General features: G+C 66.6%; 22 protein-coding genes and 2 tRNA genes. 14 read left to right on the plus strand and 10 right to left on the minus strand.

Annotated features, from left to right (window positions below; genetic code table 11):
- Nucleotides 1–5 precede the first annotated feature (5 nt).
- Nucleotides 6–1,463 (minus strand): DNA polymerase IV, encoded by a 1,458-nt coding sequence (locus FOE78_RS08200; RefSeq protein ID WP_143985849.1) that lies wholly within the window; start codon nucleotides 1,461–1,463, stop codon nucleotides 6–8.
- A 44-nt stretch (nucleotides 1,464–1,507) separates the two neighbouring features.
- On the minus strand, nucleotides 1,508–1,876 hold the full coding sequence (locus FOE78_RS08205) for a DUF4267 domain-containing protein (RefSeq protein WP_143985850.1): 369 nt from the start codon (nucleotides 1,874–1,876) through the stop codon (nucleotides 1,508–1,510).
- A gap of 80 nt (nucleotides 1,877–1,956) precedes the next feature.
- Between FOE78_RS08205 and FOE78_RS08210 the strand changes: the two genes are divergently transcribed.
- The 4 genes from FOE78_RS08210 to FOE78_RS08225 all read left to right on the plus strand — a co-directional run bounded on the left by FOE78_RS08210 (nucleotide 1,957) and on the right by FOE78_RS08225 (nucleotide 7,393).
- Nucleotides 1,957–2,532 (plus strand): TetR/AcrR family transcriptional regulator, encoded by a 576-nt coding sequence (locus FOE78_RS08210; protein ID WP_143985851.1) that lies wholly within the window; start codon nucleotides 1,957–1,959, stop codon nucleotides 2,530–2,532.
- 126 nt (nucleotides 2,533–2,658) lie between these two features.
- Complete coding sequence (locus FOE78_RS08215; protein ID WP_143985852.1) at nucleotides 2,659–4,221, plus strand: glycosyltransferase; 1,563 nt, start codon at nucleotides 2,659–2,661, stop codon at nucleotides 4,219–4,221.
- 20 nt (nucleotides 4,222–4,241) lie between these two features.
- Nucleotides 4,242–5,705, plus strand: a complete 1,464-nt coding sequence (locus FOE78_RS08220; protein ID WP_143985853.1) for a glycosyltransferase family 29 protein — start codon at nucleotides 4,242–4,244, stop codon at nucleotides 5,703–5,705.
- Entirely contained in the window at nucleotides 5,705–7,393 is a 1,689-nt protein-coding gene (locus FOE78_RS08225; RefSeq protein WP_168207425.1) for a polysaccharide pyruvyl transferase family protein, read from the plus strand. The genes FOE78_RS08220 and FOE78_RS08225 overlap by 1 nt, the downstream gene beginning before the upstream one ends.
- On the opposite strand, the gene FOE78_RS08230 is transcribed toward FOE78_RS08225, so the two are convergent.
- Nucleotides 7,332–7,754 (minus strand): MarR family winged helix-turn-helix transcriptional regulator, encoded by a 423-nt coding sequence (locus FOE78_RS08230; protein ID WP_228266104.1) that lies wholly within the window; start codon nucleotides 7,752–7,754, stop codon nucleotides 7,332–7,334. The two genes, FOE78_RS08225 and FOE78_RS08230, sit on opposite strands and share 62 nt — an antisense overlap.
- Nucleotides 7,751–9,142 (minus strand): MFS transporter, encoded by a 1,392-nt coding sequence (locus FOE78_RS08235; protein WP_266095009.1) that lies wholly within the window; start codon nucleotides 9,140–9,142, stop codon nucleotides 7,751–7,753. Before FOE78_RS08235 ends, FOE78_RS08230 begins: the two co-directional genes overlap by 4 nt.
- Nucleotides 9,143–9,330: 188 nt before the next feature.
- Between FOE78_RS08235 and FOE78_RS08240 the strand changes: the two genes are divergently transcribed.
- From FOE78_RS08240 to FOE78_RS08255, 4 genes are all read left to right on the plus strand, one after another.
- Entirely contained in the window at nucleotides 9,331–11,241 is a 1,911-nt protein-coding gene (locus FOE78_RS08240; protein ID WP_210414882.1) for an endonuclease/exonuclease/phosphatase family protein, read from the plus strand.
- 79 nt (nucleotides 11,242–11,320) lie between these two features.
- Nucleotides 11,321–11,512, plus strand: a complete 192-nt coding sequence (locus tag FOE78_RS24755) for an FAD-dependent oxidoreductase (protein ID WP_143985856.1) — start codon at nucleotides 11,321–11,323, stop codon at nucleotides 11,510–11,512.
- Nucleotides 11,424–12,158 carry an NAD(P)/FAD-dependent oxidoreductase gene (locus tag FOE78_RS08250; protein WP_143985857.1) on the plus strand — a complete coding sequence of 245 codons (735 nt, stop codon included), beginning with the start codon at nucleotides 11,424–11,426 and terminating at the stop codon, nucleotides 12,156–12,158. Before FOE78_RS24755 ends, FOE78_RS08250 begins: the two co-directional genes overlap by 89 nt.
- A 130-nt stretch (nucleotides 12,159–12,288) precedes the next feature.
- Complete coding sequence (locus FOE78_RS08255) at nucleotides 12,289–13,377, plus strand: TIGR03118 family protein (RefSeq protein ID WP_143985858.1); 1,089 nt, start codon at nucleotides 12,289–12,291, stop codon at nucleotides 13,375–13,377.
- 99 nt (nucleotides 13,378–13,476) lie between these two features.
- Here FOE78_RS08255 and FOE78_RS08260 read toward each other — a convergent pair.
- The 4 genes from FOE78_RS08260 to FOE78_RS08275 form a co-directional block, all read right to left on the minus strand.
- Nucleotides 13,477–13,550: transfer RNA gene (locus tag FOE78_RS08260), tRNA-Gly, on the minus strand.
- A gap of 82 nt (nucleotides 13,551–13,632) precedes the next feature.
- On the minus strand, nucleotides 13,633–14,970 hold the full coding sequence (locus FOE78_RS08265; protein WP_143985859.1) for a hypothetical protein: 1,338 nt from the start codon (nucleotides 14,968–14,970) through the stop codon (nucleotides 13,633–13,635).
- 29 nt (nucleotides 14,971–14,999) lie between these two features.
- Nucleotides 15,000–15,072: transfer RNA gene (locus tag FOE78_RS08270), tRNA-Pro, on the minus strand.
- Between the two features lie 102 nt (nucleotides 15,073–15,174).
- On the minus strand, nucleotides 15,175–16,185 hold the full coding sequence (locus FOE78_RS08275; protein WP_143985860.1) for a DUF4037 domain-containing protein: 1,011 nt from the start codon (nucleotides 16,183–16,185) through the stop codon (nucleotides 15,175–15,177).
- Nucleotides 16,186–16,622: 437 nt separating this feature from the next.
- Here FOE78_RS08275 and tig point away from each other — a divergent pair, with 437 nt between their 5' ends.
- Both tig and FOE78_RS08285 read left to right on the plus strand, forming a co-directional pair.
- Nucleotides 16,623–18,086, plus strand: coding sequence for a trigger factor (gene tig / locus FOE78_RS08280; protein ID WP_210414883.1), 1,464 nt, complete (start codon nucleotides 16,623–16,625; stop codon nucleotides 18,084–18,086).
- Between the two features lie 76 nt (nucleotides 18,087–18,162).
- Nucleotides 18,163–18,675: a GNAT family N-acetyltransferase gene (locus FOE78_RS08285; protein WP_143985862.1), complete on the plus strand. Its 513-nt coding sequence runs from the start codon at nucleotides 18,163–18,165 to the stop codon at nucleotides 18,673–18,675.
- 70 nt (nucleotides 18,676–18,745) lie between these two features.
- Here FOE78_RS08285 and FOE78_RS08290 read toward each other — a convergent pair whose 3' ends face one another.
- Both FOE78_RS08290 and FOE78_RS08295 read right to left on the minus strand, forming a co-directional pair.
- Entirely contained in the window at nucleotides 18,746–19,726 is a 981-nt protein-coding gene (locus FOE78_RS08290) for a hypothetical protein (RefSeq protein ID WP_143985863.1), read from the minus strand.
- Nucleotides 19,727–19,888: 162 nt separating this feature from the next.
- Nucleotides 19,889–20,368 carry a glutathione peroxidase gene (locus tag FOE78_RS08295; RefSeq protein ID WP_143985864.1) on the minus strand — a complete coding sequence of 160 codons (480 nt, stop codon included), beginning with the start codon at nucleotides 20,366–20,368 and terminating at the stop codon, nucleotides 19,889–19,891.
- 445 nt (nucleotides 20,369–20,813) lie between these two features.
- Between FOE78_RS08295 and FOE78_RS08300 the strand changes: the two genes are divergently transcribed.
- The 4 genes from FOE78_RS08300 (at nucleotide 20,814) to FOE78_RS08315 (ending at nucleotide 24,260) form a co-directional block, all read left to right on the plus strand.
- The gene (locus tag FOE78_RS08300) at nucleotides 20,814–21,413 is read left to right on the plus strand and encodes an ATP-dependent Clp protease proteolytic subunit (protein WP_143988681.1); all 600 of its coding nucleotides are present in this window, start codon (nucleotides 20,814–20,816) and stop codon (nucleotides 21,411–21,413) included.
- A gap of 29 nt (nucleotides 21,414–21,442) precedes the next feature.
- Nucleotides 21,443–22,114, plus strand: a complete 672-nt coding sequence (locus tag FOE78_RS08305) for an ATP-dependent Clp protease proteolytic subunit (RefSeq protein ID WP_407662652.1) — start codon at nucleotides 21,443–21,445, stop codon at nucleotides 22,112–22,114.
- 168 nt (nucleotides 22,115–22,282) lie between these two features.
- The gene (gene clpX / locus FOE78_RS08310; RefSeq protein WP_143985865.1) at nucleotides 22,283–23,575 is read left to right on the plus strand and encodes an ATP-dependent Clp protease ATP-binding subunit ClpX; all 1,293 of its coding nucleotides are present in this window, start codon (nucleotides 22,283–22,285) and stop codon (nucleotides 23,573–23,575) included.
- 460 nt (nucleotides 23,576–24,035) lie between these two features.
- Nucleotides 24,036–24,260, plus strand: coding sequence for a hypothetical protein (locus FOE78_RS08315; RefSeq protein WP_143985866.1), 225 nt, complete (start codon nucleotides 24,036–24,038; stop codon nucleotides 24,258–24,260).
- The last annotated feature ends 527 nt before the right edge of the window (nucleotides 24,261–24,787 follow it).

Consider the following 24,787-nt stretch of genomic DNA (forward strand, 5'->3'; position numbering starts at 1 on the left):
GTCAGTCAGCAGCGGTGCAGTTTGGGGTCGTCGTCGGCGAAGGTACGGACCGGGCCGGGCGGCGTGTCGGCGGTCTCGAAGCGGACGGTGACCCGGCCCAGACCGGCGCCCCAGACCCAGCCGAGGCCATGATCATCATGTTCGACGTCGGCGCCGGGCGGCCAGTCCAGCCTGCTCCGGCCTCGATGCAGCCCGGCCGCTTCGGCATCGACGCCGCCGGTGGGGCGGTCGTCGTTCAGCCGCGGGTCGGCCGGGTCGGAGTGGGCCTGGTCGGGATCGACCGAATCTGCGGTTGTCTGGGCCGCCGCATGTTCTTGATCAACTGTGCGCTGATCTTCGGACTGGTCGGCAGCGCCGTCACCCTCGACGTCCTCGGTGAGATCCTCGCTGCCGGAGAAGAGATCCTCCTGCAGCACGTCGGTCAGTCCGGCAACCCCGACGCCGAGCAGCCGCACTCCAGGACTGGTGTCCACCTCAGTCAGCAGTGACCGGCCGATCTGCGCGATCAGGTCGACCCGATCGGTCGCCCCGTTCAAGGTACGGCTGCGGGTGTGGGTGACGAAGCCGTGCAGTCGTACCTTGACCGTCACCGTCCGGGCCAACAGACGGGCGGCAGCAAGTCGCGTGGCGACCTGCCGGGCGTCGTTGTCGATGATCGCGTCGAGTTCGTCCCGGTCGACCAGGTCGGTGTCGAAGGTGTCCTCGACCGAGATCGACTTCGCCTCCCGCTCCGGTTCCACCGCGCGGTCGTCGCGGGCGAAGGCCAACTCCTTCAGCCCGATGCCATGGGAGCGGCCGACCTCGCGGATCAACTCCTGATCACTGATCTGTTGCAGATCGGCGATGGTGGCGATGCCGATCCGGCGCAGTTTGTCGAACGTCGCCGGGCCGACGCCGGGGATCTTCCGTACGCTCATCGGGCTGATCAACTCCACCTCCCGGCCGGGTTCGACCAGGGTGTAGCCGTCGGGCTTGCCCAACTCGGTGGCCAGCTTGGCGATGAACTTGGAACTGCCGATGCCGACCGAGGCGGTCAGCCCGCCCGTCGCCCGGCCGACCTCGTCCTTGATCTCGGCGGCGAGCGCGGCCAGCCCGTCCTCGTCCAGAGTGACCGGACGCGTCGCGGCCGCCAGGTCGACGAACGCCTCGTCCAGGCTGAGCGGTTCGACCAGCGGTGAGACGCTGCGCAACACACCCATCACCGCACGGCTGGCGGTTCGATACGCGTCGAAACGACCGGACAGGAAAGCCGCCTGCGGGCAGCGCCGGCGCGCCTCGTGGGACGGCATCGCCGAGTGCACGCCGAAGACCCTGGCCTCGTACGACGCGGTCGAGACCACCCCGCGCGGACCGATCCCGCCGACGATCACCGGTTTGCCCCGCAGCGACGGCTTGTCCCGTTGCTCGACCGAGGCGAAGAAGGCATCCAGATCCAGATGCAGGATGGATGCCCGACTTCTCACCTGCCCATTCTGGACCACGGCGCCGACAGGCCCGACTCGGTGCGTCAGAGCCAGAGCAGGATCGCTGCGATGATCATCACCAGCGCGGTCAGGCCGTGGATCCCGAAGGCCCTCGCCCTGCTGCCCCCATTCCCGAGGATGACCAGCATGTCGCCGATCGGGATCAGCGCCTCGGCCAGGATCAGCCACGGCAGTGCTGCCGGTTGCACGAAGAACAGCGTGATCGGGGCGATTCCGGTGGTGATGTCGCGTACTCCCTTGACCTGCCACCACCCTCGCGCGGCCGGTTCGGGCAGCACCGGCAGGCCGAAGCCGGCTGCGTTGCTCTGGTTGCGGAAGAGGTAGGCGATACCGATTCCGATGATCATGATGCTGACGATCCAGACCAGGACCGAACCGATGATGTCAGTCACAACAAGCTCCTTGAGGCTAGCGCTGCTAGGTTTCGGCGCAACGATAGTGCAGCGAATCTAGCAGTGCTAGCGTCTTTTTCATGTCGACAACCGAACGACGGCAGCGGGACCGGCAGGCACGCGAGAAGATGATCATCGGCGCCGCTCGGCGGATCGCCGAGGCGGAGGGCTGGGCAGCGGTCACCACCCGCCGGCTGTCGGACGCCATCGAATACAGCCAGCCGGTCCTCTACAGCCATTTCCCGGGCGGCATGTCCGCGGTGATGGACGCGGTTGCGCTGCAGGGCTTCGACGAACTCGCTGAGGTCGTCCGGGCGAGCCGGCACGGTACGCGATCGGTACGGACTCGGCTGGCCCGACTGGTCGACGGCTATCTCGACTTCGCGGCGGCCAACCCGGCGCTCTACCAGGCGATGTTCTCCCATCAGGGCGGGCTGGCGTTCGGGGTGAAGGACACGCCGGCCAACCTCCGCGCAGCGTTCGGCGAGATCGTCGAGACGATTCGACCGGCCACCGACGGGCGGGACGTGCAGGTGTACGCCGAGGTCGTCTGGGCGGCACTGCACGGGATGGCCATCCTGACCCGGGACGGTCGGCTGCCGCCGGCCGGGCGTGCCAGCCGGACCCGGCTGCTGGTCGACGTACTGCTCCACTGAACGGATCGCCCGGCCGAGCCGACGTCGACACGACACCGGGATGACACCTTCCGGTCATCTGGCGTCGATTCACTCCCAGAAGCCCGGCAGGTCGGCACCAGATCGCCGGGCCATCGAGGAGGGACAGTGGATCGACCACAGGTCGTGATGTTCGCGCGGACGATCAGTCGCCGGGTGGCCGGCGGCAGCCGCGCGGTGCTGCAACGGGCCAACCTGTACGCGGCCGAGGGATATCCGGTGACGCTGGTGATCTCCGGGATGGCTTCGGATTCGGAGATCGCCGCGTTGCGATCGGCGGGCGGTCTGCATCCGCAGGTCGCGGTCCGGTTCGTCTGGCTGGACGCGCCGGGCTGGGAACATCAGTTGGCCGGGGCCGATCATGAACTTGTCGACCTGCCGCGACTCGACGAGCGGACACCCGGCACGGTCCGGTCCGTGTTGGTTCCCGGCCGGGACCCGGTGCGCGCGCGCGTGGTCCGGATCGAGGTCGACGGCCGGTTGCGCAGCGAGGAGGTGCTGGACACCGACGGCGGCGCGATCCGGTCGTTCCGGCTGTACGACGGTGACGGCAGCTGCACCCAGCTGTGGCGGTTCGTCGACGGCAAGGTGGCCATGGTCGACGACCTCGCCGACGGCGTGCCGACCATCCGCCGATTCTTCATCGACGGCAGGTATTGCTGGCTGACGGCCGACGTCTCGGGCTCGGCCGGCACCGGCCGCGCCGTCTACGCCGACGGCACGATCAGCGACTACGCGAGCGTGATCGCGGACTGGCTGGACCGTGAGTACGCCGACAGTCCGCAGCTGATCGTCTTCGCCGACGGCGAGAACGTGTGGCAGCGGGTTGTCCGGTGCATGCGGCACCCGGCGGTACGCGGTGTCAGCGTCCTGCACAACTCACATCTGGACGCGCCGTACGACTCAACGGCGCCGACCAAGCCGGACTGGGAGCCGTACTTCACCGATCAGCGCAACGTCCGAGTCCTGGTCTGTCTGACCGAGCGGCAGCGAATTGATCTTGAACGGCGCTACCCGGGTCTGCCGTTGGCGGTGGTCCATCATCAGGTGCCGCCGACCTCTGTTGATCACCGCGGACGGCGGTCGCGGCGGATGATCTTCCTCGGAAGACTGGCCGAGCAGAAGCGGTTGGAACATCTGGTCGAGGTGATCGACCGGGTTCGGCGGGCGGTGCCGGAGGTGGTCCTGGACGTCTACGGCAGCGGTCCGGCCGAACCCGATTTCCGTTCCCGGCTTGAGGAATGTGGCTTGATCGACCGGGTCAACTTCGCCGGTTTCACCCAGGATGCGCTGGCCGCGTTCGCCGGTGCCCGGGTGGCGGTGATGACCTCGCGGTACGAGGGTCTGCCGCTCACCCTGACCGAGGCGATGTCGGTGGGCACCGTTTGGGTGGCCTACGACCTCAACTACGGTCCGGCCGAGGTGATCCGTGATCACGTCGACGGATTCCTCGTCCCACCGGGCGATCTCGATCGTTTCGCCGCCTCGGTCGTCCGGCTGCTGACCGACGATGATCTTGCTGCCCGGATGTCGCGGGCTGCCCGCGAGGTGTCCGGCCGGTTCTCCCGGGAACGGTATCGCCGGGAGTGGCTGCAGGTGCTGGCCCGGGCGATCGAACCGATCGAAGAGCCGACAACCGATCGAGTACCGGACGTGGTGCCGGTCTCGTGATCAACTATCGAGGAAAGACCTTGTCCACAACGGAATTCGCCTCTGCGGCGCTGCGTCGCGGACGGCAGGAGCTGCACCAGGGACGGTTGGATCTGCAACGGGTACGGCGTCTGCCCGCTCGTCTGCGGTCGGCGCCCCGCAGCCGGGAGCAACTGAGGTCACGGCTGACCGGCCGTGGCGCGAGAAACCGCGAGTTCGTGCTCGCGGTGATCAACCGGGTGCCCGCGCCGGACTACTGGCAGCCGTTCACCCGGACGATCGCCGCCGGTTGGTACGCCAACTCCGTCACCTCCGGCCTGGTCCGACACGGGCTGCGTAGCTGGCGGTCGCTGCCGGGCGTCACGGTCGGACAGGTGATCGAGGTGGGCTACCGCGCGCTGGCTGCGGGCGACCTGGAGTGGGTCGAGTTGATCATCGACGGCATTCTCGCCGACTCACCCAGACATCAACGTGCACACCGGTTGAAGGCACGCCTGCACGCCGTACGGGGGGAGTGGCGGCCGGCCCAGGACGCCTGGAGAACCGCACTGGGCGGCAGCCGGCATCGCAACGAGGCCCGGCGCTGGGTGATCAACGAGCGGGGGCGACAACGCGCTCGCCGGCTGATCGCGCTGATGCCGGAGCCGGAGCGACGGCACCGATCCGAGTCGGCCGCTCTGGCAACCGTCGCGCAGCTGCCGGCCGAACAGCCGGCCGACTTTGACGCCCGACTGGCATCAGTGTTGATCAACAGGGCAATCGCCGCCTCGGGGTCGGGGAGCGGGGAGACCGCCGGACTGCGTCCGCTGATGCAGGCCTGGGCCTCCAGTCAGCAACGAGAACGGATCGTGCTGGCGCCGGCCGAGGTCGCACAGTCGGTGCGGACGATCAACCGGGATCGCTTCCGGTCCTACCTTTCCGGCCGGTCGGTCGCGCTGGTGGCCAACTCGCCGAGTTTGCTGGGCAGTGGTCTGGGTCGACAGATCGACGATCATGATCTGGTCCTGCGGTTCAACTCGTTCGCCTTGCAGGAGGCGGACACCGGCCGGCGGACCAGCATCCACGTCGCCTTCCACAAGTACGACTTCAACACCGACGTGCCGGTCGATGTCAGGATCCTGCTGTCGGCCAAGGAGAACCTGTGGCGGGACTCGTTGAAGCTGCGTGTGCGTCCGGGCGCTCAGGACTGGCTGGGTGACGCCAGTCTGCGATGGCCGGCCGTGCAGCTGGGCTTGATCACCAAGAACGACCCGTTCAAGCTGCCGACCGCCGGCTTCCAGTTCATCCGGCTGCTGATGCACTTCGGCGTCAGCACCGCGATCGACCTGTACGGCTTCGATTTCTACGCGTCGGGCATGCACCGGCTCTCGCCGGCGTCGTTGATCCCGCACTCGCCGGGACACAACTCGGCGGCAGAGAAGGAGTGGGTGATGGCCCACGCCGACTCGGTCGCCGGTCCGGTGATCTCCATGCCCACGGACGACCATCTGAGGAGGACCGCCTGATGGCGATCTTGGCCGGCAAGCTCCGAACCACTGCCGATGATCAAGACCAGCCGATCGATCGTGATCACCGACTCGTCCCCGAGCCGGGCCAAGATCAAGATCAAGACCATGATCAGGACCGGAGTGCGCGAGCTGATCAACCGACGATCGGTCAACGGCTCGCATGCGCCGAGGCGCAGGTTGCGGATGCGGATTTCGTTGCTGCATTGCAAACCCTGACCGAGCTGGCGGCGGCCGAGCTGCCGAGCAGCAGCTCCGGTGACTTCCAGCGGTTCATCCTGCTGCTGGCCCGGGTGCTGCGCGCGTTGAGCCGCTACGACGCGGCCCGGGACGTGTTGCAGCTGGCTCGGCACAGCACCCTCACCGCGAGTCGGGCCGCCGCGGAGGAGGCGGAGATCGCCTGGATCCAACACGACTACGACCGCGGCGCCGAGGCGGCCACGTACGCGTTGCGGGCGAATCTGGCCAACCGCAAGGCAGAGATCGCGCTGCGGCGTTGCCGGCAGCCGATCACGCCGAGCCTGGCCGATGCGCCGACCGGTGGCGTCGGCCATGTCGCCTTCTACGTTTCCGAGGGCGGGAACTTCGGCGACGTAGCGCTGCCGGTCTCGGTCCGCGAGTCGATCGAGCATGTTGCCGGTCAGACCGATTGGCTGCCGATCCACGCCCATCAGGTGTTCGACGAGGCGCGGCTGGAGCTGGTCAACGGTCAGCGTTCCTTGATCATCGGCGGCGGCGGACTGTTCCTGCCCGACACCTCGCCGAACGGCAACAGCGGCTGGCAGTGGAACGTGCCGGCCGAGCTGCTGAACCGGATCGAGGTGCCGATCAGCGTCTTTGCGGTGGGCTTCAATCTCTTTACCGGGCAGCGATTCCGCGGTGACCTGTTTACCCGAAACCTGCTCGCGCTGACCGAACGGGCGCAGCTGATCGGGCTGCGTAACCACGGGTCGATGGCCGCGGTGCGGGCCATGCTGCCCGAGCGGTTGCATGAGCGAGTCCGCTTCGTGCCGTGTCCGACGACGATCACCGAGCACATCCATCCCGGACTCCCACCCGCCCGATCCGGAACCGGGGTGGTGCTGCTGAACGCGGCCTTCGACCGGGCCGAACGTCGATTCGGTGACGGCTACGCGGCATTCCTGGAGCAGATCCACAGATTCGCGCAGCGGGTCCGCGCGGCCGGTGCCGAGCTGAGACTGGCGGCTCACCTGCCGGCCGACGAGAAGCTCGCCGATGATCTTGACAGCAGCTACGGCGTACGACTGCCGATCGATCCGCTCTACGATCGGACGCTCGATCAGGGTTACGCGATCTACCGCGCGGCAAGCGTGGTGGTCGGGATGCGTGGCCACGCGACGATGATCCCGTTCGGCTTGGGCACGCCGGTGCTCAGCATCGTCTCCCATCCGAAGCTCCGCTTCTTCTGCGAGGACATCGGCCGCCCGGACTGGGCCTTCGACGCCGATGATCCGCGACTCGGATCGCTGTTGGCCGATCGGGTGATCGACATCCTCGGCACCGAAGACGCCTACCGCGCCGACATCGCGCGTCTTCAACTGGGCTTGAAAGAACACATCGACGCGGCCGCCCGGGACGCTGCCGTCCTGCCCGGCCCGCAGGACGTCAGTCGAGCTTCTGCAGGATCTCCTCCAGGCGTCGCAGTTCGGCGGCCGACAGCCGGGTGAATGCGTCCGGCGGTGTGTCCAAGATCAACTCCGCCTGCTCGGCGACCTTCCGGCCGGCGGGTGTCAGGTGGACGATCTTGCCGCGGCGATCCGACGGATCCGGCCGGCGGACGACCAGGCCGCGTTGTTCGAGATCATCCACGAACACGGTGGTGTAGGGCCGGTCGGTGGCCAGTTCCTCGGCCAGCCTGCGCATGCTCATCGGCTCCTGGGCCAGGCGCCGCAGTGCCTTGCTACGAATGAAACTCATCCCCAGCGCGTCCGCCACTCGACGTCGGCGGTCGTTGCTCTGCACCAGGTTGCGCAGCTCTCGCCACGCCCGTACGGCGGCGTCGTTCGGGCCCGCCGGCTGCCGGCTCACGGCGCCGCCTCCGGACCGCCGCCCAGATCACTGACCTCCGGCTCCTGCAACCGTTCCGCGGTACGAGCCGCAGTGGCCAGCGCCCACCGGGTCGTGGTGAGCACGCCAAGACCCAGCACCAGAGCTCCGTACACGATGATCATCACCCAACCCGACTCGCTCGGCACCGGCCCGCGTACCGTCGCTGAGGTGACCAGCGCGCCGGCGATCGCGACTCCGAGCGAGGTGCCGATCTGCCGACTGGTGGACGCGGTCGCGGCGGCCACACCGGCCTGCGAGCGTGGCATCCCCGACACCGCGGTGTTGGTGATCGGCGAGTTGACCAGCCCGAAGCCGATGCCGAAGATCAGATAGCTGATGATCAACTGCCACAACGGGGTGTGCGCATCGAGCAGCGTGAGCAGAATGCCTGCCACGGTGAGGGCGAGACCGGCGAAGAACAACGACGGCCGCGGTCCGCGACTGCCGACCAGCCGACCGGACAGCGGCGCGAAGATCACCGTCATGATCGCCATCGGCAGGGTGTGCAGACCCGCCTGCAGCGGCGACATTCCGCGCAGATTCTGCAGATAGAGCGTGGTCAGGAAGAGAAAACTGCCCATCCCGGCGAAGGCGCTGATGGCGATCAAGGTCGCGCCGGAGAAGGGCACACTGCGGAAGAAATTGATCTCGATCAACGGTTCGTGCCGACGCGGCTCGTACCAGAGCAGCCCCGCCAGCGCGACGGCGCAAAGGGTGAAGCAGCCGACGATCACCGGCGATCCCCAACCCAGCGAGGACCCCTCGATGATCGCGAACGTGAGCGAACCGAGGATCAAGATCACCAGCAGCTGGCCGACGGGATCGAACCGGCGTGGTTTTGCCGCCCGCGACTCGGGCACCAACAGGCCGGTCAAGATCACCGCGGTCAACGCCACCGGCACGTTGATCCAGAAGATCGCCCGCCAACTGACAGCGCCGACCAGGATGCCGCCGAGAATCGGGCCCAGCGCCTGGCTGATGCCGACCACCCCGCCCCAGATGCCGATCGCACGGGCTCGTTCGGTCCGATCGGTGAAGGTGTTGGTGATGATCGACATCGCCACCGGGTTGAGCATCGAACCGCCGATCGCCTGCAACATCCGGAACGCGATCAACCAACCCAGCGACGGGGCCAGCGCACACAGCGCGGACGAAGTCAGGAAGATCACCAAGCCGGTCTGGAAGATTCGCTTCCGGCCGATCCGGTCGGCAGTCGAACCGCCGAGCATCAGCAAACTGGCCAGCACCAGGGTGTAGGCGTCGATCGTCCATTGCATTCCGCTGACCGGTGCGTGCAGTTCGCGTTGCATGGTCGGCAGCGCCACGTTGACCACGGTGGAGTCCAGGCCGACGATGAACAGGCTCATGCAGCAGGTCGCCAGCACGGCGAGTCGGCGGCGATGGGACAGGGCAGGGGAGGTGTCGGTCGTGGACGTGGTGGTCTCCAGACGCGCTCGTTCGTGGCGTTCGGTCGATCGGGAGTTAGTTGTGCTTGTACAACGATAGGCTTTCCGACCGGTTGCGGGCTCGCCGGGCCGTTGGCAGAGTGTCGAGGGTGCCACGTACACGGAGTCAGTCGACGACCAACTCATCAACGACGATGCGATCCGCGGCCCGGCGCCGAAGGCTGCGCGGCCTGGCTGCGATGGTCTCCGCGGCGGCGCTGCTCACCGCCTGGTTCTGCCAACCCGCCGGGGCCGAGCCGTCCGGCAGCGCGGTCCGCATCCACGACCTGCAAGGCGATGCCTGGCTGTCGCCGTACGACGATCAGTTGGTCACCGACGTGCCCGGCGTGGTGACTGCGGTACGGACCTCCGGCAGCAGCCGCGGATTCTGGATCCAGGACCCGCAACCCGACGACGACCCGGCCACCAGTGAGGGCATCTTCGTCTTCCGGTCCAAGCCGGGTGTGGCGGTCGGTGACTCCGTGCTGGTCTCCGGAACGGTGCAGGACTACTACCCGCTGGGCAGTGGCGAGACGGTCGAGGACACCTCCAACCTGTCCACCACCGAGATCTCCGCGCCGACCGTGACCATGCTCGACCATGATCAGCAACTGCCGGCCGCGGAGAAGATCACCGCCGCGGACCTGCCCGACACTTACGCTCCTGATCTTGGTGGCGGCAACATCGAGAAGACGGCGCTGCAGCCGAAGCGGTCGGTGCTGGACTTCTGGGAGGCTCGCGAAGGGATGCGGGTGCAGGTCGACGACGCGCGAGTGGTCGGTCCGAGCAACAGCTACGGCGAACAGTTCGTCACGATCAAGCCGGACGAATCGGTGACCTACCGCGGCGGCACCGAGTTGCGCGCAGAGGACCGGACACCGACCGGCCGGATCAAGATCACCCCGATCGAGAATCCGTCCCTCGGTGTCAACGTCGGTGACGTGATCACCGGCGCGACGGTCGGACCGGTGGAGTGGTCGGCCTACGGCGGGTACTCGATCGACGCGACCGAGGTGGGCCCGATCGTGCATCATGATCTTGCTCGCGGGCAGGCTGATCCGCAGAACCGCAAGCAGTTGGCGATCGCCACCTACAACGTGGAGAACCTCGCGCCGTCCGATCCGGACAGCAAGTTCGCCGCACTGGCGAAGGGCATCGTGGACAACCTGGCCAAGCCCGACATCGTTGCTGTGGAAGAGATTCAGGACAACAGCGGGGACACCGACAACGGCGTGGTCGGGGCGGACCGTACGCTGCAGCAGTTGACCGCGGCGATCATCGATGCCGGCGGGCCGTCGTACGCGTGGCGGCAGGTCGATCCGGTCAACGATCGCGACGGTGGCGAGCCCGGCGGCAACATCCGGGTCGCGTTCCTCTACAACCCCGATCGGGTGTCGTTCGTCGATCGGGGTGCGGACTCGGTGGACAGATCGATCACCGGGACCAAGATCATCACGAAGCACGGCAAGCCGGCGTTGAGCCTGTCGCCGGGCCGGATCGACCCGGCCAACCGGGTTTGGGACGACAGCCGCAAACCCCTGGTGGGCGAGTTCTCCTTCCGTGGCAAGCCCGTTTTCGTGATCGCCAACCACTTCGACTCCAAGGGCGGCGATCAGAACGCCGACGGCCGGTTCCAGTATCCGGACCGATCATCGGAGATCCAGCGAGCCGGCCAGGCGCTGGCCGTGCACGACTTCGTACGCAAGATCCTGGCAACCGATCGGCGGGCCGATGTGGTCGTCGCCGGTGATCTGAACGACTACCAGTTCAGTCCTGCATTGTCGGTGCTGCGTACGGGCGTCGCGGATGCAAGCGAGCCGCCGATCCTGGCCGACCTGATCAGCACGCTGCCGGCGAGTCGGCGCTACACCTATGTGTACAACGGAATCTCCCAGGTCCTTGATCACATCCTGACCACCCGCGGCGTCGGCCGGGTCGAATACCAGGTCATCCACCTGAACGCCGAGTACGCCCAGCAGACCAGTGATCATGATCCCCAGGTGGTCCGCCTGCACCCCTGACCAAGATTTCTGAGCCTGTCGAAGGGCAGCAACCCAGCCCGGCACTCGACACCGGTCACCGATCGGCGAGGATGACCGAATGAGTGATCAGGAAGTGGTCGTGGTCGGTGGCGGCATCGCCGGCGCCAGTACAGCATTCGGGCTGGCACGCCGCGGCGTAGCGGTGACCATCGTCGACGACGGTGCGACACCTGTTCCCACCGTTGGCACGCGACCTGGAAGCGATCTTGGTCACCGGTGGCGGCCGGGTGGACGGCCGGACTCTGCGTGACGGGCTGCTTGCTGCTGCCGTTCAACTCGGCGCCGTCCGGCGTGCAGGCCACGTAGAAGTTGATCATGACAAAGTCGATCATGGCGGAGTTGATCATGGCGGGAAGCGGCCGGCGATCATGGTCGACGGCGAAAGACTGGATGCCGACGCGGTTGTGCTGGCCGCGGGTGCGTGGACGAGTGCTCTGCTGGCCAAGATCAACTTCAGGCTGCCGGTCGCGCCGCAGAAGGGCCAGATCACCCATCTCCGGGTGGAGGCCGACACCTCGAACTGGCCGACCGTTCTCCCGTCGCATCACTACCTGGTCGCCTTCGACGACTCGCGAGTGGCGGTCGGCGCGACCCGTGAGACCGGCAGCGGCTTCGACACGAGAGTGACGGCGGCCGGCCAACTTCAGGTGCTCCGCGATGCGCTGTCGGTCGCGCCGGGACTGGCCGACGCCACCCTGATCGAGACCCGGGTCGGTCTGCGACCACTGACCGACGATCTTCCGATCGCCGGCGCGGTGCCCGGCCACGACGGCCTCTACGTCGCGACCGGCTACGGCGCCGCCGGTCTGACCATGGGACCGCTGATCGGTGACGCGATCGCCCGCCAGGTGCTCGGTCAACCCGCTCCGGAGTTGGCCGCCGTGGCGGTCCGCTGAGTAGGGCACCACGGGGCGAACGTCCCGTCCGGGCAGGACGCGCCGACCTGCCGTGAACCGCAGCCGACCGAACGCCGTATGGGCAGCGGGGGACTCGCGACGGGCGAGACCCACGTCAAGGAGGATTGTGATGGTTGCAAAGCGGACCATGGTCGGCGCCGCGGTCTCGGTGGCGTTGACCGGTCTACTGGTGGCACCACCGGGTGCGGCGGGCGCCGAGAAGTCGGCGTCCTGGCCCGGAACGCGATTCGGCGCGTTCCGTGAGATCAAGCTCGTCTCCGACCAGCCGGGCGTGGCGGCGCTGACCGATCCCGATCTGGTGAATCCGTGGGGGATGTCGCGCGGACCCAACACGCCGGTCTGGGTCTCGGACAACGGCGCCGACGTGTCCACGCTGTATCGGACGGACACCCCGGGAGCCGCGGTGACCAAGGTGCCGCTGGTCGTGAGCATCCCCGGCGGAGCTCCGACCGGCCAGGTCGCCAACGACACCACCGCGTTCACGGTGCCCGGGACCGGCCAGCCCGCGCGGTTCATCTTCATCGGTGAGGACGGCGATCTGTCGGCCTGGAATCAGGGCACCGCGGCGGTCGCGGTCGGGCACACGAAGGGTGCGGTCTACAAGGGATTGGCGCTGGTGCACGCTGCCTCCGGTCCGCGGCTGGTGGCCGCGAACTTCGGCCAGAATCGGATCGACGTCTTCGACGGCGCGTTCCAGCGGGTGCCGACAGGGTTCGGATTCCGCGATCCGTTCCTTCCTCGCGGCTACGCCCCGTTCAATGTGGCCGAGATCGGTGGCCGCGTCTTCGTCACGTACGCCCTGCAGGATGCTGCCCACGAGGATGACGTTGCCGGTCCCGGCCACGGGTTCGTCGACGTGTACTCGACCGGCGGTCGATTCCTGTACCGGTTCGCCAACCGCGGTGTGCTGAACTCGCCGTGGGGGCTGGCGATCGCTCCGTCGTCGTTCGGCCGGTTCGCCGATGATCTGCTGATCGGCAACTTCGGTGACGGCCGGATCCACGCGTTCGACCAGCGGACCGGTGCACTGCGCGGCGCCCTGCGGGACGGCTCCGGGCGTGCGTTGAAGATCGACGGTCTGTGGGGACTGCTGGTCGGCGACCAGGTCGCGGGCGGCACCAACTCCCTGTGGTTCAGCGCCGGCCCCGACGATGAACAGCACGGCCTGCTCGGCCTCGTACAGCCGGCGATGCCCTGATCGCCTGGATAAGCGGTAAAAACGTCGGACGGGATCGGTCGAACCCGCCGGATCGGGCGGGTTCAGTCGATCTGGTCCGACGTTGTTACCGCTGCTTGGTGGAGCGGGTGACGAGAATCGAACTCGCATGACCAGCTTGGAAGGCTGGGGCTCTGCCATTGAGCTACACCCGCAGGAGGACACCCTCGGAGGCGTCACTGTAGTCGATCCGCGGCAGCGCCAACAACGCGGCCCGCGGCGCTGCCGCCGAGATCGCTACAGCTGGTAGATGTGCACGGTGTTGCCGTCGGCGAAGGTGTCGGTGAAACGACCACCGGTCATGATCACGTGACGATTCTCGCCGTAGACCGAAACCAAGCCGGTCGGAGCCCCGGCCAGCGTGAAGGTCACCCGCTGTGATTTCTGATCGCGCTCGTGACAGAACAGCGTCGGCCGGCCCCGGTTCCACTTCGCCAGAACGTCGACCGAACCAGAGCTACTGACCAGACCGACAGCCTCCGGGCCGTGCAACGCCGCGGCATGATCCTGCACTTCGGTGTAGATCCGTCGAGCCATCCGTTCGTGAGCGGCGTAGCGCGGATCGTCGAAGGAGTTGGCGTAGCCGCCCTCCTCGATGAAGTTGTGCGTGAAATAGACGATGCCCTGCGCGCCGTTGACGATCGCCGACCAGACACCCGCTCGCAGCTGCTCCGGTGTCGGCCCGGCGGCGATCTCGTGCACGGACCAGACCGGTTTGTCCACGCCGATGTGGCCGCGGGTGTATTTGATCAAGCGACCGTAGTTCGAGGCTTGCCGGATCTGCGCCTCGGTCAGCGCCTGGTCGCCGTGTTCGGGGCCGAGGACGATCTTGCTCGCACCCCAGTACGGCACGTCCAAGATCTTTTCGGTGAACCAGTAGACGTCGGAGCCCATCACGTCGGCGCGCCGAGCCCATTCGTGCATGAGTTCGTCCCCGGACATCATCGAGAACACCTTGGAGTAGCCGATGTACCGGAATCGTTTCGACCTGTCGCGGGAGAGCAGGGTGTCGACGACCGTGTAGCCGCAGTCGAGCTTGCCGGACTTGCAGACGCCGTCGACGAAGCCGCTCTTGCCGGTCCAGGCTCCGTACCCGGGGCCGGCCCACTGGTCGGGTTCGTCGGTGACCAGGGAGCCGACATCCTGATCGTGGGAACCGACGCCGTAGAAACCGGCGGTGTCGAAGTCGTGCCAGTCCGGGTTGTACGCGTCCTCGACGAACGTGTTCACCCGGCCGCGATGCCGATCCAGGTCGGCCTGACTGCCGATGCCGACCACCGCCCAATGTCCGATCATGAACGTGCCGGCCGCCGGAAACTCGGGGGAGAACCGGTCGAAGTAGTTCGGCCCACCGTCCACGTCACGAAGCGTCACCCCGGTCGGCAGCCTGAATCGGTACGGGGCCGGTCCCGGCCAGCGCGAACTCGCACTCGGCCGGCTGTCGCCCGACGCGTCGGCCGCCGGCGCGCCCGTGCCGGCGAGCAGTGCGACGCCGCCGGCCCCGGCCAGCAATGATCGGCGACTCAGTCGAGGATGTCCGCCCTTGTCGCCCGCGCTGGCTGGTGTGTCCGGCATCACATCAGGCTAAGGCCTTTGCGTCACGGTCGGGGCGACCGGACTCGAACCGGCGATCTTCTGCTCCCAAAGCAGACGCGCTAGCCACTACGCTACGCCCCGGCCCGCCTGCGCTCAGGCGGTGCTCGACGAGTTTAGGGCACGGCGGGAAGGAACCGACAACCGGAAACCGCTCGAACCGCGCCCCGTGCGCGTCGGCGGGCGTCAGTGCGGCGAGGCCAGGGCGACCAGGCGATGGCGATGCTTCGGCAGCCAGATCCATTCCCGGACGCGGTCGGCATCCCCGGTCGGCCACAACTCCGCGATCCGCAACACCTCGGGATCGGTGATCGCCTGCCGCAGCGCTCCCGGGAAGTCGCCCCAGTGAACACCGAACGGCCGCCCGCACATTCGTACGAGTTCGGTCGGCACGAAATCGGTGACCCGGGCGGCGTTGTGCATGGCGGCGAGTTCTCGATAGGCGTCAATCAGGGCTGCCTCCCGGTCCGGCCAAGACACTCCGGACAGTGCACGTTGCAGGATTGGCACCATGACCGCCCCGCATTTCAGTCGGGAGAACGCGGTGCCGAACCATTTCCGGTACGGGGCGTATTCGCGTTCCAGGAGAAAGCACAATCGCATGATGCCGTCGACCATGTCGGCGGTGATCAGCCGGGACCCCAGGTCGTCGCCCACGTAGCCGATTCGGCCGACCAAGTTCATCTCGGGGTGGATACGCCACCAGGCCGCGAGCATCAGGTAGCGCCACACGTCGTCGGGGTAGTAGGAGATCCGATCGAGTGACTCCCGCAGCCCGACCTCGTCGTGGTAGACGGTGCCCCCGGCCATCATGCGCAGTCGCTGCTCGGGCAGAGTCAGCCAGTCCGTCGGGGTGATCACACACTTGATGTCGATCGCCAATTGCTCCTGCAGATAACTCCGAGTCGTTGTCACGGTGAGGCCGGTGGGGTAGCCCTCGAACCGCTCGGGAATGACACCGCGGAGGGCGGCCTCGACCACGTCGGTCGTGGACTCGTCGCGGTCGTCGACGAAGATCAACGTCCGTGGCTGCCAGTCGTGGTCGGAGGACATCTTGTCGTCGAAACCGAGCACCTCGGAGCCGCGGCCGAGCAAGGCGGCCGCGTGCGGCAGTCCGGGGAAAAGGGCCGCGATGGAAGGTCGGACCTGCTGTTGATAGAAACGTCGGCAGAGTTCAATTCCGGAGGCGTCCAGCATGACATCCAGAATGCCACCGGGGAATCATCAGCACAATTAATTCGAGCGAATTGGGCTGGATAAACTCGACGGCGGCAGTGAATTAATTCGTGAATCACATTCTACCGGATTCCGATCGGGTGCGTGCGAAATTCGGCAGAATCCGGGCGGACTCGAACCGAAGCCACACCTCGACTCGTGGCCGCCCCGTCGCCTTGCCCCGATCCGACTCCTGGCGCGTTCGCGCACCAGCCGGGTCGTAGCCGTGCCCATCGGTCCTCCGCGCCCGGGGTATCGCTCTGCGTTCGCGTCAGCAACCCCAGCGCGTACCAGGTTTGGCCCTGCCAGCGCCCGACCGTAGGATTGCCAAGGCTCGGAATCGAGCCCCTCTGATCAGAATGTCGTCTAGCGCGCGCACCGGCCAAACGCAGCCGTCCGGTGCATCAGGAGTAATTACTGTGCCCAGCACCGTCGAGCAGTTGAGCCCATCGCGGGTGAAGATCACGGTCGAGGTCCCGTTCGCGGAACTGAAGCCGAACATGGACAAGGCCTACCGCGATCTGGCTTCGCAGGTGCAGATCCCGGGCTTCCGCAAGGGCAAGGTGCCGCCGCGGATCCTGGATCAGCGGTTCGGCCGCGGCGCGATCCTCTCCGAGGCGCTGAACGACGCCATCCCGGACCTCTACAACACCGCGGTCACCGACAACTCGCTCAGCCCGCTGGCCCAGCCCGAGGTCGAGGTCACCAAGCTGGAGGACGGCGAGGTGGTCGAGTTCACCGCCGAGGTCGACGTTCGGCCCGACTTCGACGTCCCGGCCTTCGACACCGTCGAGGCGCAGGTGGACGCGATCGAGATCACCGACGAGGCCGTGGACGAGCGGCTGGAGTCGCTGCGCGCCCGGTTCGGCTCGCTGGACGAGGTCGACCGCCCGGTCGAGGACGGAGACCACCTGACCATCGACCTGGTCGCCCGCAAGGACGGCGAGGTGCTGGAGGACGCCAACGTCACCGATATCTCGTACGAGGTCGGCACCGGCCGGATGGTCGACGGCCTGGACGAGGCCGTGCTCGGGCTCTCCGCCGGCGACTCGAAGAAGTTCACCTCCGTCCTGGTCGGCGGTCCGCTGAAGGACGAAGAGGCCGAGATCGAGGTCACGGTCAAGAAGGTGCAGGTCCAGGACCTGCCGGCCGCCGACGACGAGTTCGCCCAGCTGGCCAGCGAGTTCGACACCATCGCGGAACTGCGCGAGGACCTGAAGCGCGAACTGATTCAGACCGGTCGGGTCGAGCAGGCCAACGCCGCTCGCGACGCGGTGCTGGAGGCGATCATCGCCCAGGTCGATGCCGATGTCCCCGAAGGCGTGCTGAACACCGAGGTCGAGGCTCGCAAGGAGCAGATCAACAATCAGCTCGCGCAGGCCGGCCTGACCCTGGAGCGTTACTTGGAGGAGTCCGACGAGGAGGAGGACGACGACGAGGATGCGCCGAAGGACGTCGAGTCCTTCTGGGCCGACACCGAGAAGCGCGCGGCGGATGCGCTGAAGGCGCAGATGATCTTGGACAAGGTCGCCGACGACCGCGAGATCGGCGTCGAGCAGGATGAGCTGACCCAGTTCATCGTTCGGCGCGCACAGGCCACCGGTGTCACCCCGGACCAGGAAGTCCAGCACATGCTGGAGCACAACCACGTATCCGAATACATGGGTGAGATCCGCCGCAGCAAGGTGCTGGACCTGATGATGTCGGCGGCCAAGGTGACCGACAGCAACGGTGAACCGGTCGAGCTGGCCAACCTGCAGGCCGACGGCAGCATCGCCGATCCGGCGCAGGCTGCGGCCGAAGCCGACGCCGAGGTGTCCGAGGACGAGGAGTCCGCCGAGGTCATCGAAGAGTCCGCCGAGGAGGCCGACGCCAAGGCCTGATCTGTAAAGATCAAGATCAACTTCGTACGGGAGCCGATGCCACGGGGCATCGGCTCCCGTTCGTTATCGTTCGACCATGATCAGCGACGGCCGAGTCAGCCTCCGTACGCTCACCCTTGATGATCTTGATGCGCTGGTCGACGGTGCCGGCGACGGTCGGATGGACGCACCGACCGATCGGCAACAGCTCGCGGATCAGCTGCGTTCCATGATCGAAAAGTCACCGACGCTCGACCGGGACGGCTTCGTCACGTACGGCATCGAGGTCGACGGCGAGCTGGTCGGGGACATCCAAGCCCGGGCGCCGAAGAACGCCACCCCGCCAGGTGTTTGTGAGTTGGGCATCACGCTGTTCCCGGGGAGGCGCGGAGCAGGCATCGGTACGGGCGCAGTCCGGTTGCTAACCGACGACCTGATTGTCCAAGGCTGGCAGCGAATCCAAGCCGGTACGGCGGTCGGCAACCGGCCCATGCGGCGCGTCCTGGAGAAGCTCGGCTTCTTCGAGGAGGGCGTCATGCGCGGCTTCGCCCCGGGGCCGTCGGGACGCGAGGACTACGTCCTCTACGCCCGTCTGGCCACCGACCGCTGACTCAATCCTGGAGTTGCTCGAGCGAAATGCGGCGAATCGGGCGTTTCATCAGCACTCTCCTCGAGCAAGATCATTCGTAGCCCCCCGAGGGGTCGATCATCCACCGGTCGTGGCTCCGATCGCGGCGCTGACCTCGGTGGTATCCGTCGATCATGCGGCGGATCAGTGACGGCCGTTTCCTCCACCGCAGGTCCAGGCTGTCCGCCCGGACCACGGTGACGCCTACGGATTCGAACCGCTCCTCGCGGATGTTGTCTCGCCGGTGTTGATGACGATCGCGATGATGCTCGCCGTCGAACTCGACGCCCAGTGCTGCGTCCGGGTCGAACAGGTCCGGATTGCCGAGGAACACGCCGTCATCGTCGAACAGTCGTACATTGATCAACGGCTCCGGCAGCCCGGCCTGGATCCGATAGCAGTAGCGCAGTCCGGACTCCCATGGGCTCCACACGTTGGGGCGGGTCAATCGGGCGGCCGCACGCGCATGACCCAAGCCCTGTAGGGATTTCAGGCGATCAAGGTGTGCCAGCAACCGGCGTGGCCCGACCACCTCGAACCGGACCATCGCGTCCAGGAAGACCAATGCTTCCTCGACTGTCCCGGCCCAGCGAGCCCCGTCTGCTGCCGTCTGCAGCGGTGCGGTGATCGGAATGCCGTGGCGGATGATCACTCGTGGCTTCTGTCGCGCGAATCGATACCTGATCAGATCGTGGCTTTGCCGGCGGCTCGTGCCGACCAGATCGATCGGCAGCAACTGTCGGGTCCACGGGTCCATGCCGTCCAGCCAGTCAACCCCGAGAACGTAGGCTGCAGCCCAGCCGCCCAGGGCGGCATCAGCCGCCAGCAGGGGACGGGCGTTGAGGACTCGTTGCGCAGTCGGGATCGGAGCACCCGCGTTGACCTCGGCGCTCGGCAAATAGAGCCCCTGGCCGATGCGGCGCCACGCCTTTCCGCCGAGGCGGGCTTGGGTAATCCCGCGCGATTTCAGGCTCGTCGCGGTCAGCGGCGTGATTGTGTGCTGCAGTTCCTGTTCGAACCGAGATGGCGGCATTCCCCAACTCTGCGGCCGTTTCGTCGCGACGCCCGGAAGTTATCCACAGCCCGAGGGCGGCAGGCCCAAGCCGAGTTGCTCGAGCAGAGTGAGGGGATTCTTGCCGAAGTCGCTCGTTTTCCTCGAGCAACTCGGCACCTGTGCCCGGGTTGGGTGACCGGCTCAGGCGAGCGCGGACTCCACATCGGGAGCGAGGTCCTCGGGGGTCACCTTGGGGTGGTAGCGCTTGATCAACTCGCCGTCCCTGTTGATCAGGAACTTGGCGAAGTTCCACTCGATGGCCGGTCCGTCCTCGCCGGGCTGCTCGGTGGTCAGCCACTGGTAGAGCGGGTGCGCGCCGGGCCCGTTCACCTCGATCTTGGCGAACATCGGGAAGCTCACCCCGTAGTTCAGCTCGCAGAAGTCGGCGATCTCGGCCTCCGAGCCGGGCTCCTGGTTGCCGAACTGATCACACGGGAATCCCAAGATCACCAGGCCGCGATCGGCGTAGGTCTCGTACAGCTTCTGCAGACCAGCGTATTGCGGGGTCAGCCCGCACTTCGAAGCGGTGTTGACGATCAGGACCACTTGGCCCCGGTAGTTCCCGAGATCGGCCAAGTCACCCGTGATCTTGGTCGCCGAGAAGTTCGAGAGGACAGCCATTCGCCGACCATACCGCCTTGCCGCGCGGTCGGGTTGGGTGCCTGCTGCCGCTGTCCGGTCTGGCGTCGTACGTTCCGGGTTGCGACCCCCGGACCCCCGGACGTGGGCACCTTCACAGGTACGGTCGCCGCGACGCCTCAGCTGCGCTTCGGCGCCGGTCTCGCGCTAGCGCGCTCGACGTGCATGCGTAGGTTGCGTTAGGGCGAACGGTCTGCGGTCGTGGTTGGGAATGATCCCTAGCACAACGCTGGCTCCCGACTCGACCGAGTGGCGAAGGGCCGACGCAAATCGGTGGCAGCGGCACCCCACCCAGCAGGCGCCTAATCGGCCCAGAGCGAACACCGCGATACAGCGCTCAGTTTCGTCCGGGGTGGGCGGTAGGTTCGCACCCGTGAATGCACTTCCTGCTCTGCAAAGTACGTCGAATGAGACTCGCTCGACCCAGATGGCGGCGAAGGGCAACGGCAGCTTCGGGTTGGACGACAACGTCTACCAGTCCCTGCTGGCCAACCGCATCATCTTCCTCGGCTCCGAGGTGAAGGACGAGAACTCCAACGCGATCTGCGCCCAGATGCTGCTGTTGAATGCGGAGGATCCGCACAAGGACATCTGGCTCTACATCAACTCACCGGGCGGTTCGGTGGACTCCGGCATGGCCATCTACGACACCATGCAGTGGATCTCCAACGACGTGGCCACGGTGGCCATGGGGCTGGCCGCCTCGATGGGCCAGTTCCTGTTGTGCGCCGGCACCAAGGGTAAGCGGTACGCGCTGCCGCACAGCCGGATCATGATGCACCAGCCGTCCGGCGGCCTGGGCGGTACGGCCTCCGACATCCGGATTCAGGCCGAGCAGTCTCTGCACATCAAGTCGGTGATGCAGAACCTGATCGCCGAGCACACCGAGCAGACGTTGGCCCAGATCGAGGCCGACTCCGACCGCGACCGCTGGTTCACCGCCGAGCAGGCCAGGGATTACGGCTTCATCGACCACGTCTTCCATTCGGCTTCCCAGATCCGCGCCGCCGACGCGCCCAACCAGTGAAGGAGTTCCAGGTGACCGACCACAACACCATGCCGTCGGGACTGGCAGCGCCTTCCCCAAATATGCAGGGAGGGCTGTCGCCCCGGATGGAGTACTACATCCCGCAGTGGGAGGAACGCACCTCCTACGGCATGCGCCGGATCGATCCGTACACCAAGCTCTTCGAGGACCGGATCATCTTCCTCGGCACGCCGATCAGCGACGACATCGCCAATGCGGTGATGGCGCAGCTGCTCTGCCTGCAGTCGATGGACTCCGAGCGTGACATCGACATTTACATCAACTCACCCGGTGGTTCGTTCACCGCGCTGACCGCGATCTACGACACGATGCGCTACATCAAGCCCAACGTGCGTACGGTCTGCCTCGGCCAGGCTGCCTCGGCCGCCGCGGTGATCCTGGCCGCCGGCACCAAGGGCAAGCGGCTCGCGCTGCCGAACAGCCGGATCCTGATCCATCAGCCGGCCACCGAGGGCGGCTACGGACAGTCCTCCGACATCGAGATCCAGGCCCGCGAGATCATGCGGATCCGGGAGCTGATGGAGGGCATGCTGTCGTCCGACACCGGCCGCGACACCAGCGAGATCAGCAAGGACATCGAGCGGGACAAGTATCTGACCGCCGAGCAGGCCAAGGAGTACGGGATCATCGACGACATTCTGTTGTCGCTGAAGGATGCCCCGAGCAGCGATCGAGCCTGATCGAGCAGTAGGCACGAACGACGAGGGTCTGCCGCTTCCGGTGGCGGCAGACCCCCGTACCGGCACAGGAGGAAAATCCTGTCCCGGGCGGAAGCACCGGGCTAGGGTTGGAAACTCGTAGACGACTCCAACCGGCGAGGCGACTCGGTCGGTGGGGGAGGAGGCGGCATGGCGCGGATCGGAGAGAGCGGCGACCTGCTCAAGTGCTCGTTCTGTGGCAAGAGCCAGAAGCAGGTGAAGAAGCTCATCGCGGGTCCGGGCGTGTACATCTGCGACGAGTGCATCGATCTGTGCAACGAGATCCTCGAGGAGGAGTTCTCCGAGAGCAGCGATGCCCGTACGTTGGACGAGTTGCCCAAGCCGGTGCAGATCCGCCAATTCCTCGATCAGTACGTGATCGGCCAGGACAGCGCCAAACGCGCCCTGGCCGTTGCCGTCTACAACCACTACAAGCGGGTCCAGGCCGCACAGGCCGGCCCGACCGCTCGTCGCGCCGAGGACGACGGCGTCGAGCTGGGCAAGTCGAACATCCTGCTGATCGGCCCGACCGGCAGCGGCAAGACCTACCTGGCGCAGACGCTGGCCAAGATGCTGAACGTTCCGTTCGCGATCGCCGACGCCACCGCGCTGACCGAGGCCGGCTACGTCGGCGAGGATGTCGAGAACATCCTGCTCAAGCTGATCCAGGCTGCCGACTTCGACGTCAAGAAGGCCGAGACCGGGATCATCTACATCGACGAGATCGACAAGATCGCCCGCAAGGGGGAGAACCCGTCGATCACCCGCGACGTCTCCGGCGAGGGCGTACAGCAGGCGCTGTTGAAGATCTTGGAGGGTACGACGGCCAGCGTGCCGCCGCAGGGCGGACGCAAGCATCCGCATCAGGACTTCATCCAGATCGACACCGCCAACGTGCTGTTCATCGTCGGCGGCGCGTTCGCCGGACTCGATCACATCATCGATGCCCGCGTCGGCAAGCGGCCGCTCGGGTTCAACAACGACGTCGAGTCCCGCAAGCCGGCCTCCGACGACCCGTTCGCCGACGTCCGTCCGGAGGATCTGGTCAAGTTCGGCCTGATCCCCGAATTCATCGGCCGGCTGCCGATGATCTCCAGCGTCAGCCCGCTCGATCGGGACGCGCTGATCCGGATCCTGGTCGAGCCGAAGAATGCGCTGACCCGGCAGTTCAAGAAGCTGTTCGAGATCGACGGTGTGGAGCTGGAGTTCACCGACGAGGCGATCGAGGCGATCGCGGATCTGGCGCTGCTGCGCGGCACCGGCGCGCGCGGCCTCCGGGCGATCCTCGAAGAGGTCCTGCTCAACGTGATGTACGACGTGCCGAGCCGCGACGACGTCGCCCAGGTGATCATCAACGCCGAGGTCGTCAACGACTCGGTGCTGCCGACCCTGGTCCCGCGGGACAAACTGCCCAAGCGCGAGCGGCGCGAAAAGAGCGCGTAGCCGTTCTTTCTTGCGCGGTCGGGTAAGTGCCGCTGCCGCGATTCTGGTTGGCGGCGAGACTTCCGGGGGGCGCCCCCCGGACCCCCGCCGTGGTCGCCTTGAGCGGATAGCTATCGCCGACTCCTCCGCTTCGCTGCGGAGTCGGTCTCGCGCTGGGGCGCTCGACTGGCGTTCAATTTGATCTTCAAGCTTTCGTGGCGCGGCAATCGTGCCCAAGCGGACGACGGGCAGGGATCGCGCAAGGGTCCTGAGCAAGGTGTGCGGACCGCAAACGCAACCAGCTCTCCAGGGACCTGACCCCAAGGGTCCTGAGCAAGGTGCGCGGACCAAGAACGTAACCATCGTTCCGGAGCCTGGCCAAAGGGTCCTCAGGAAGGTGCGTGGCCCGTCGACCTTTCGACGGTGAAGATCCGTCGTACGGCGGAGGTGGCGATGGGCGATCGCCCGATAGCTTGATCGAATGAGCGAGACGAACGATCCGGACGAGCCGCAGCCGGCTGAGGGCGGCACGGACGGCAATCCTTCGGGACCCAATTGGGCCCTCGGGTTGCCGATCGGGATCGCCATCGGCATTGCCCTCGGGTCGGCGATGCACAACGTCGCGTTCGGGATCGCCATCGGCGTCGCCATTGGCATCGCGTTCGCGTGTGCATTCGGAGCGCGGCAGCCCACGAAGCCCGAGTAGCCGAGGTTCGGTGCCGTTCGACCGATCGCCGAGCAGCCCGATCCCCCTCCTCGTTTCGCTTCCCGCGCACCCACGGCGCTCCCGCGGAAGTACGAACTTGCGCGGGAGCGCCGCCGGTGCGCGCGAAGCGGGCCGCGCTCGAGGGGCTGCAGGAGATTGCGAAAGTGCGCACTTGCCGGGTGGCGCCCGGGCGAGTCGGTGTTCGGAGCGCCGTCGATCGGGCGAATCATGATGGAGCGCTGGATCGGTTTCCAGCTTGCCTCCGCCGGCGCTTGGCCACTCCTTTGGTGCAACAGAAATCGGCGTATGAACCGGTTTCTCGATCAACGGCCACGACGCGAAGGCGCACGATGTCGAGTGGGTCTGGAGTTCCTCGCCGAGGGCGAGACAAAGGTCGTGAGGTTACCTCAAATAACGGTATCGCATCAACTTGGAAATTCTGGGCAAACCCTTGCCAAACTGCTCCGAGCCAGCAATCGTAGGTTCGGCACAGGGGGTGAACTTGGCAGTTTCGCGTTCCCTGGTAG

Source organism: Microlunatus elymi (genome assembly GCF_007362775.1).
GTDB classification, from domain to species: Bacteria; Actinomycetota; Actinomycetes; order Propionibacteriales; family Propionibacteriaceae; genus Microlunatus; species Microlunatus elymi.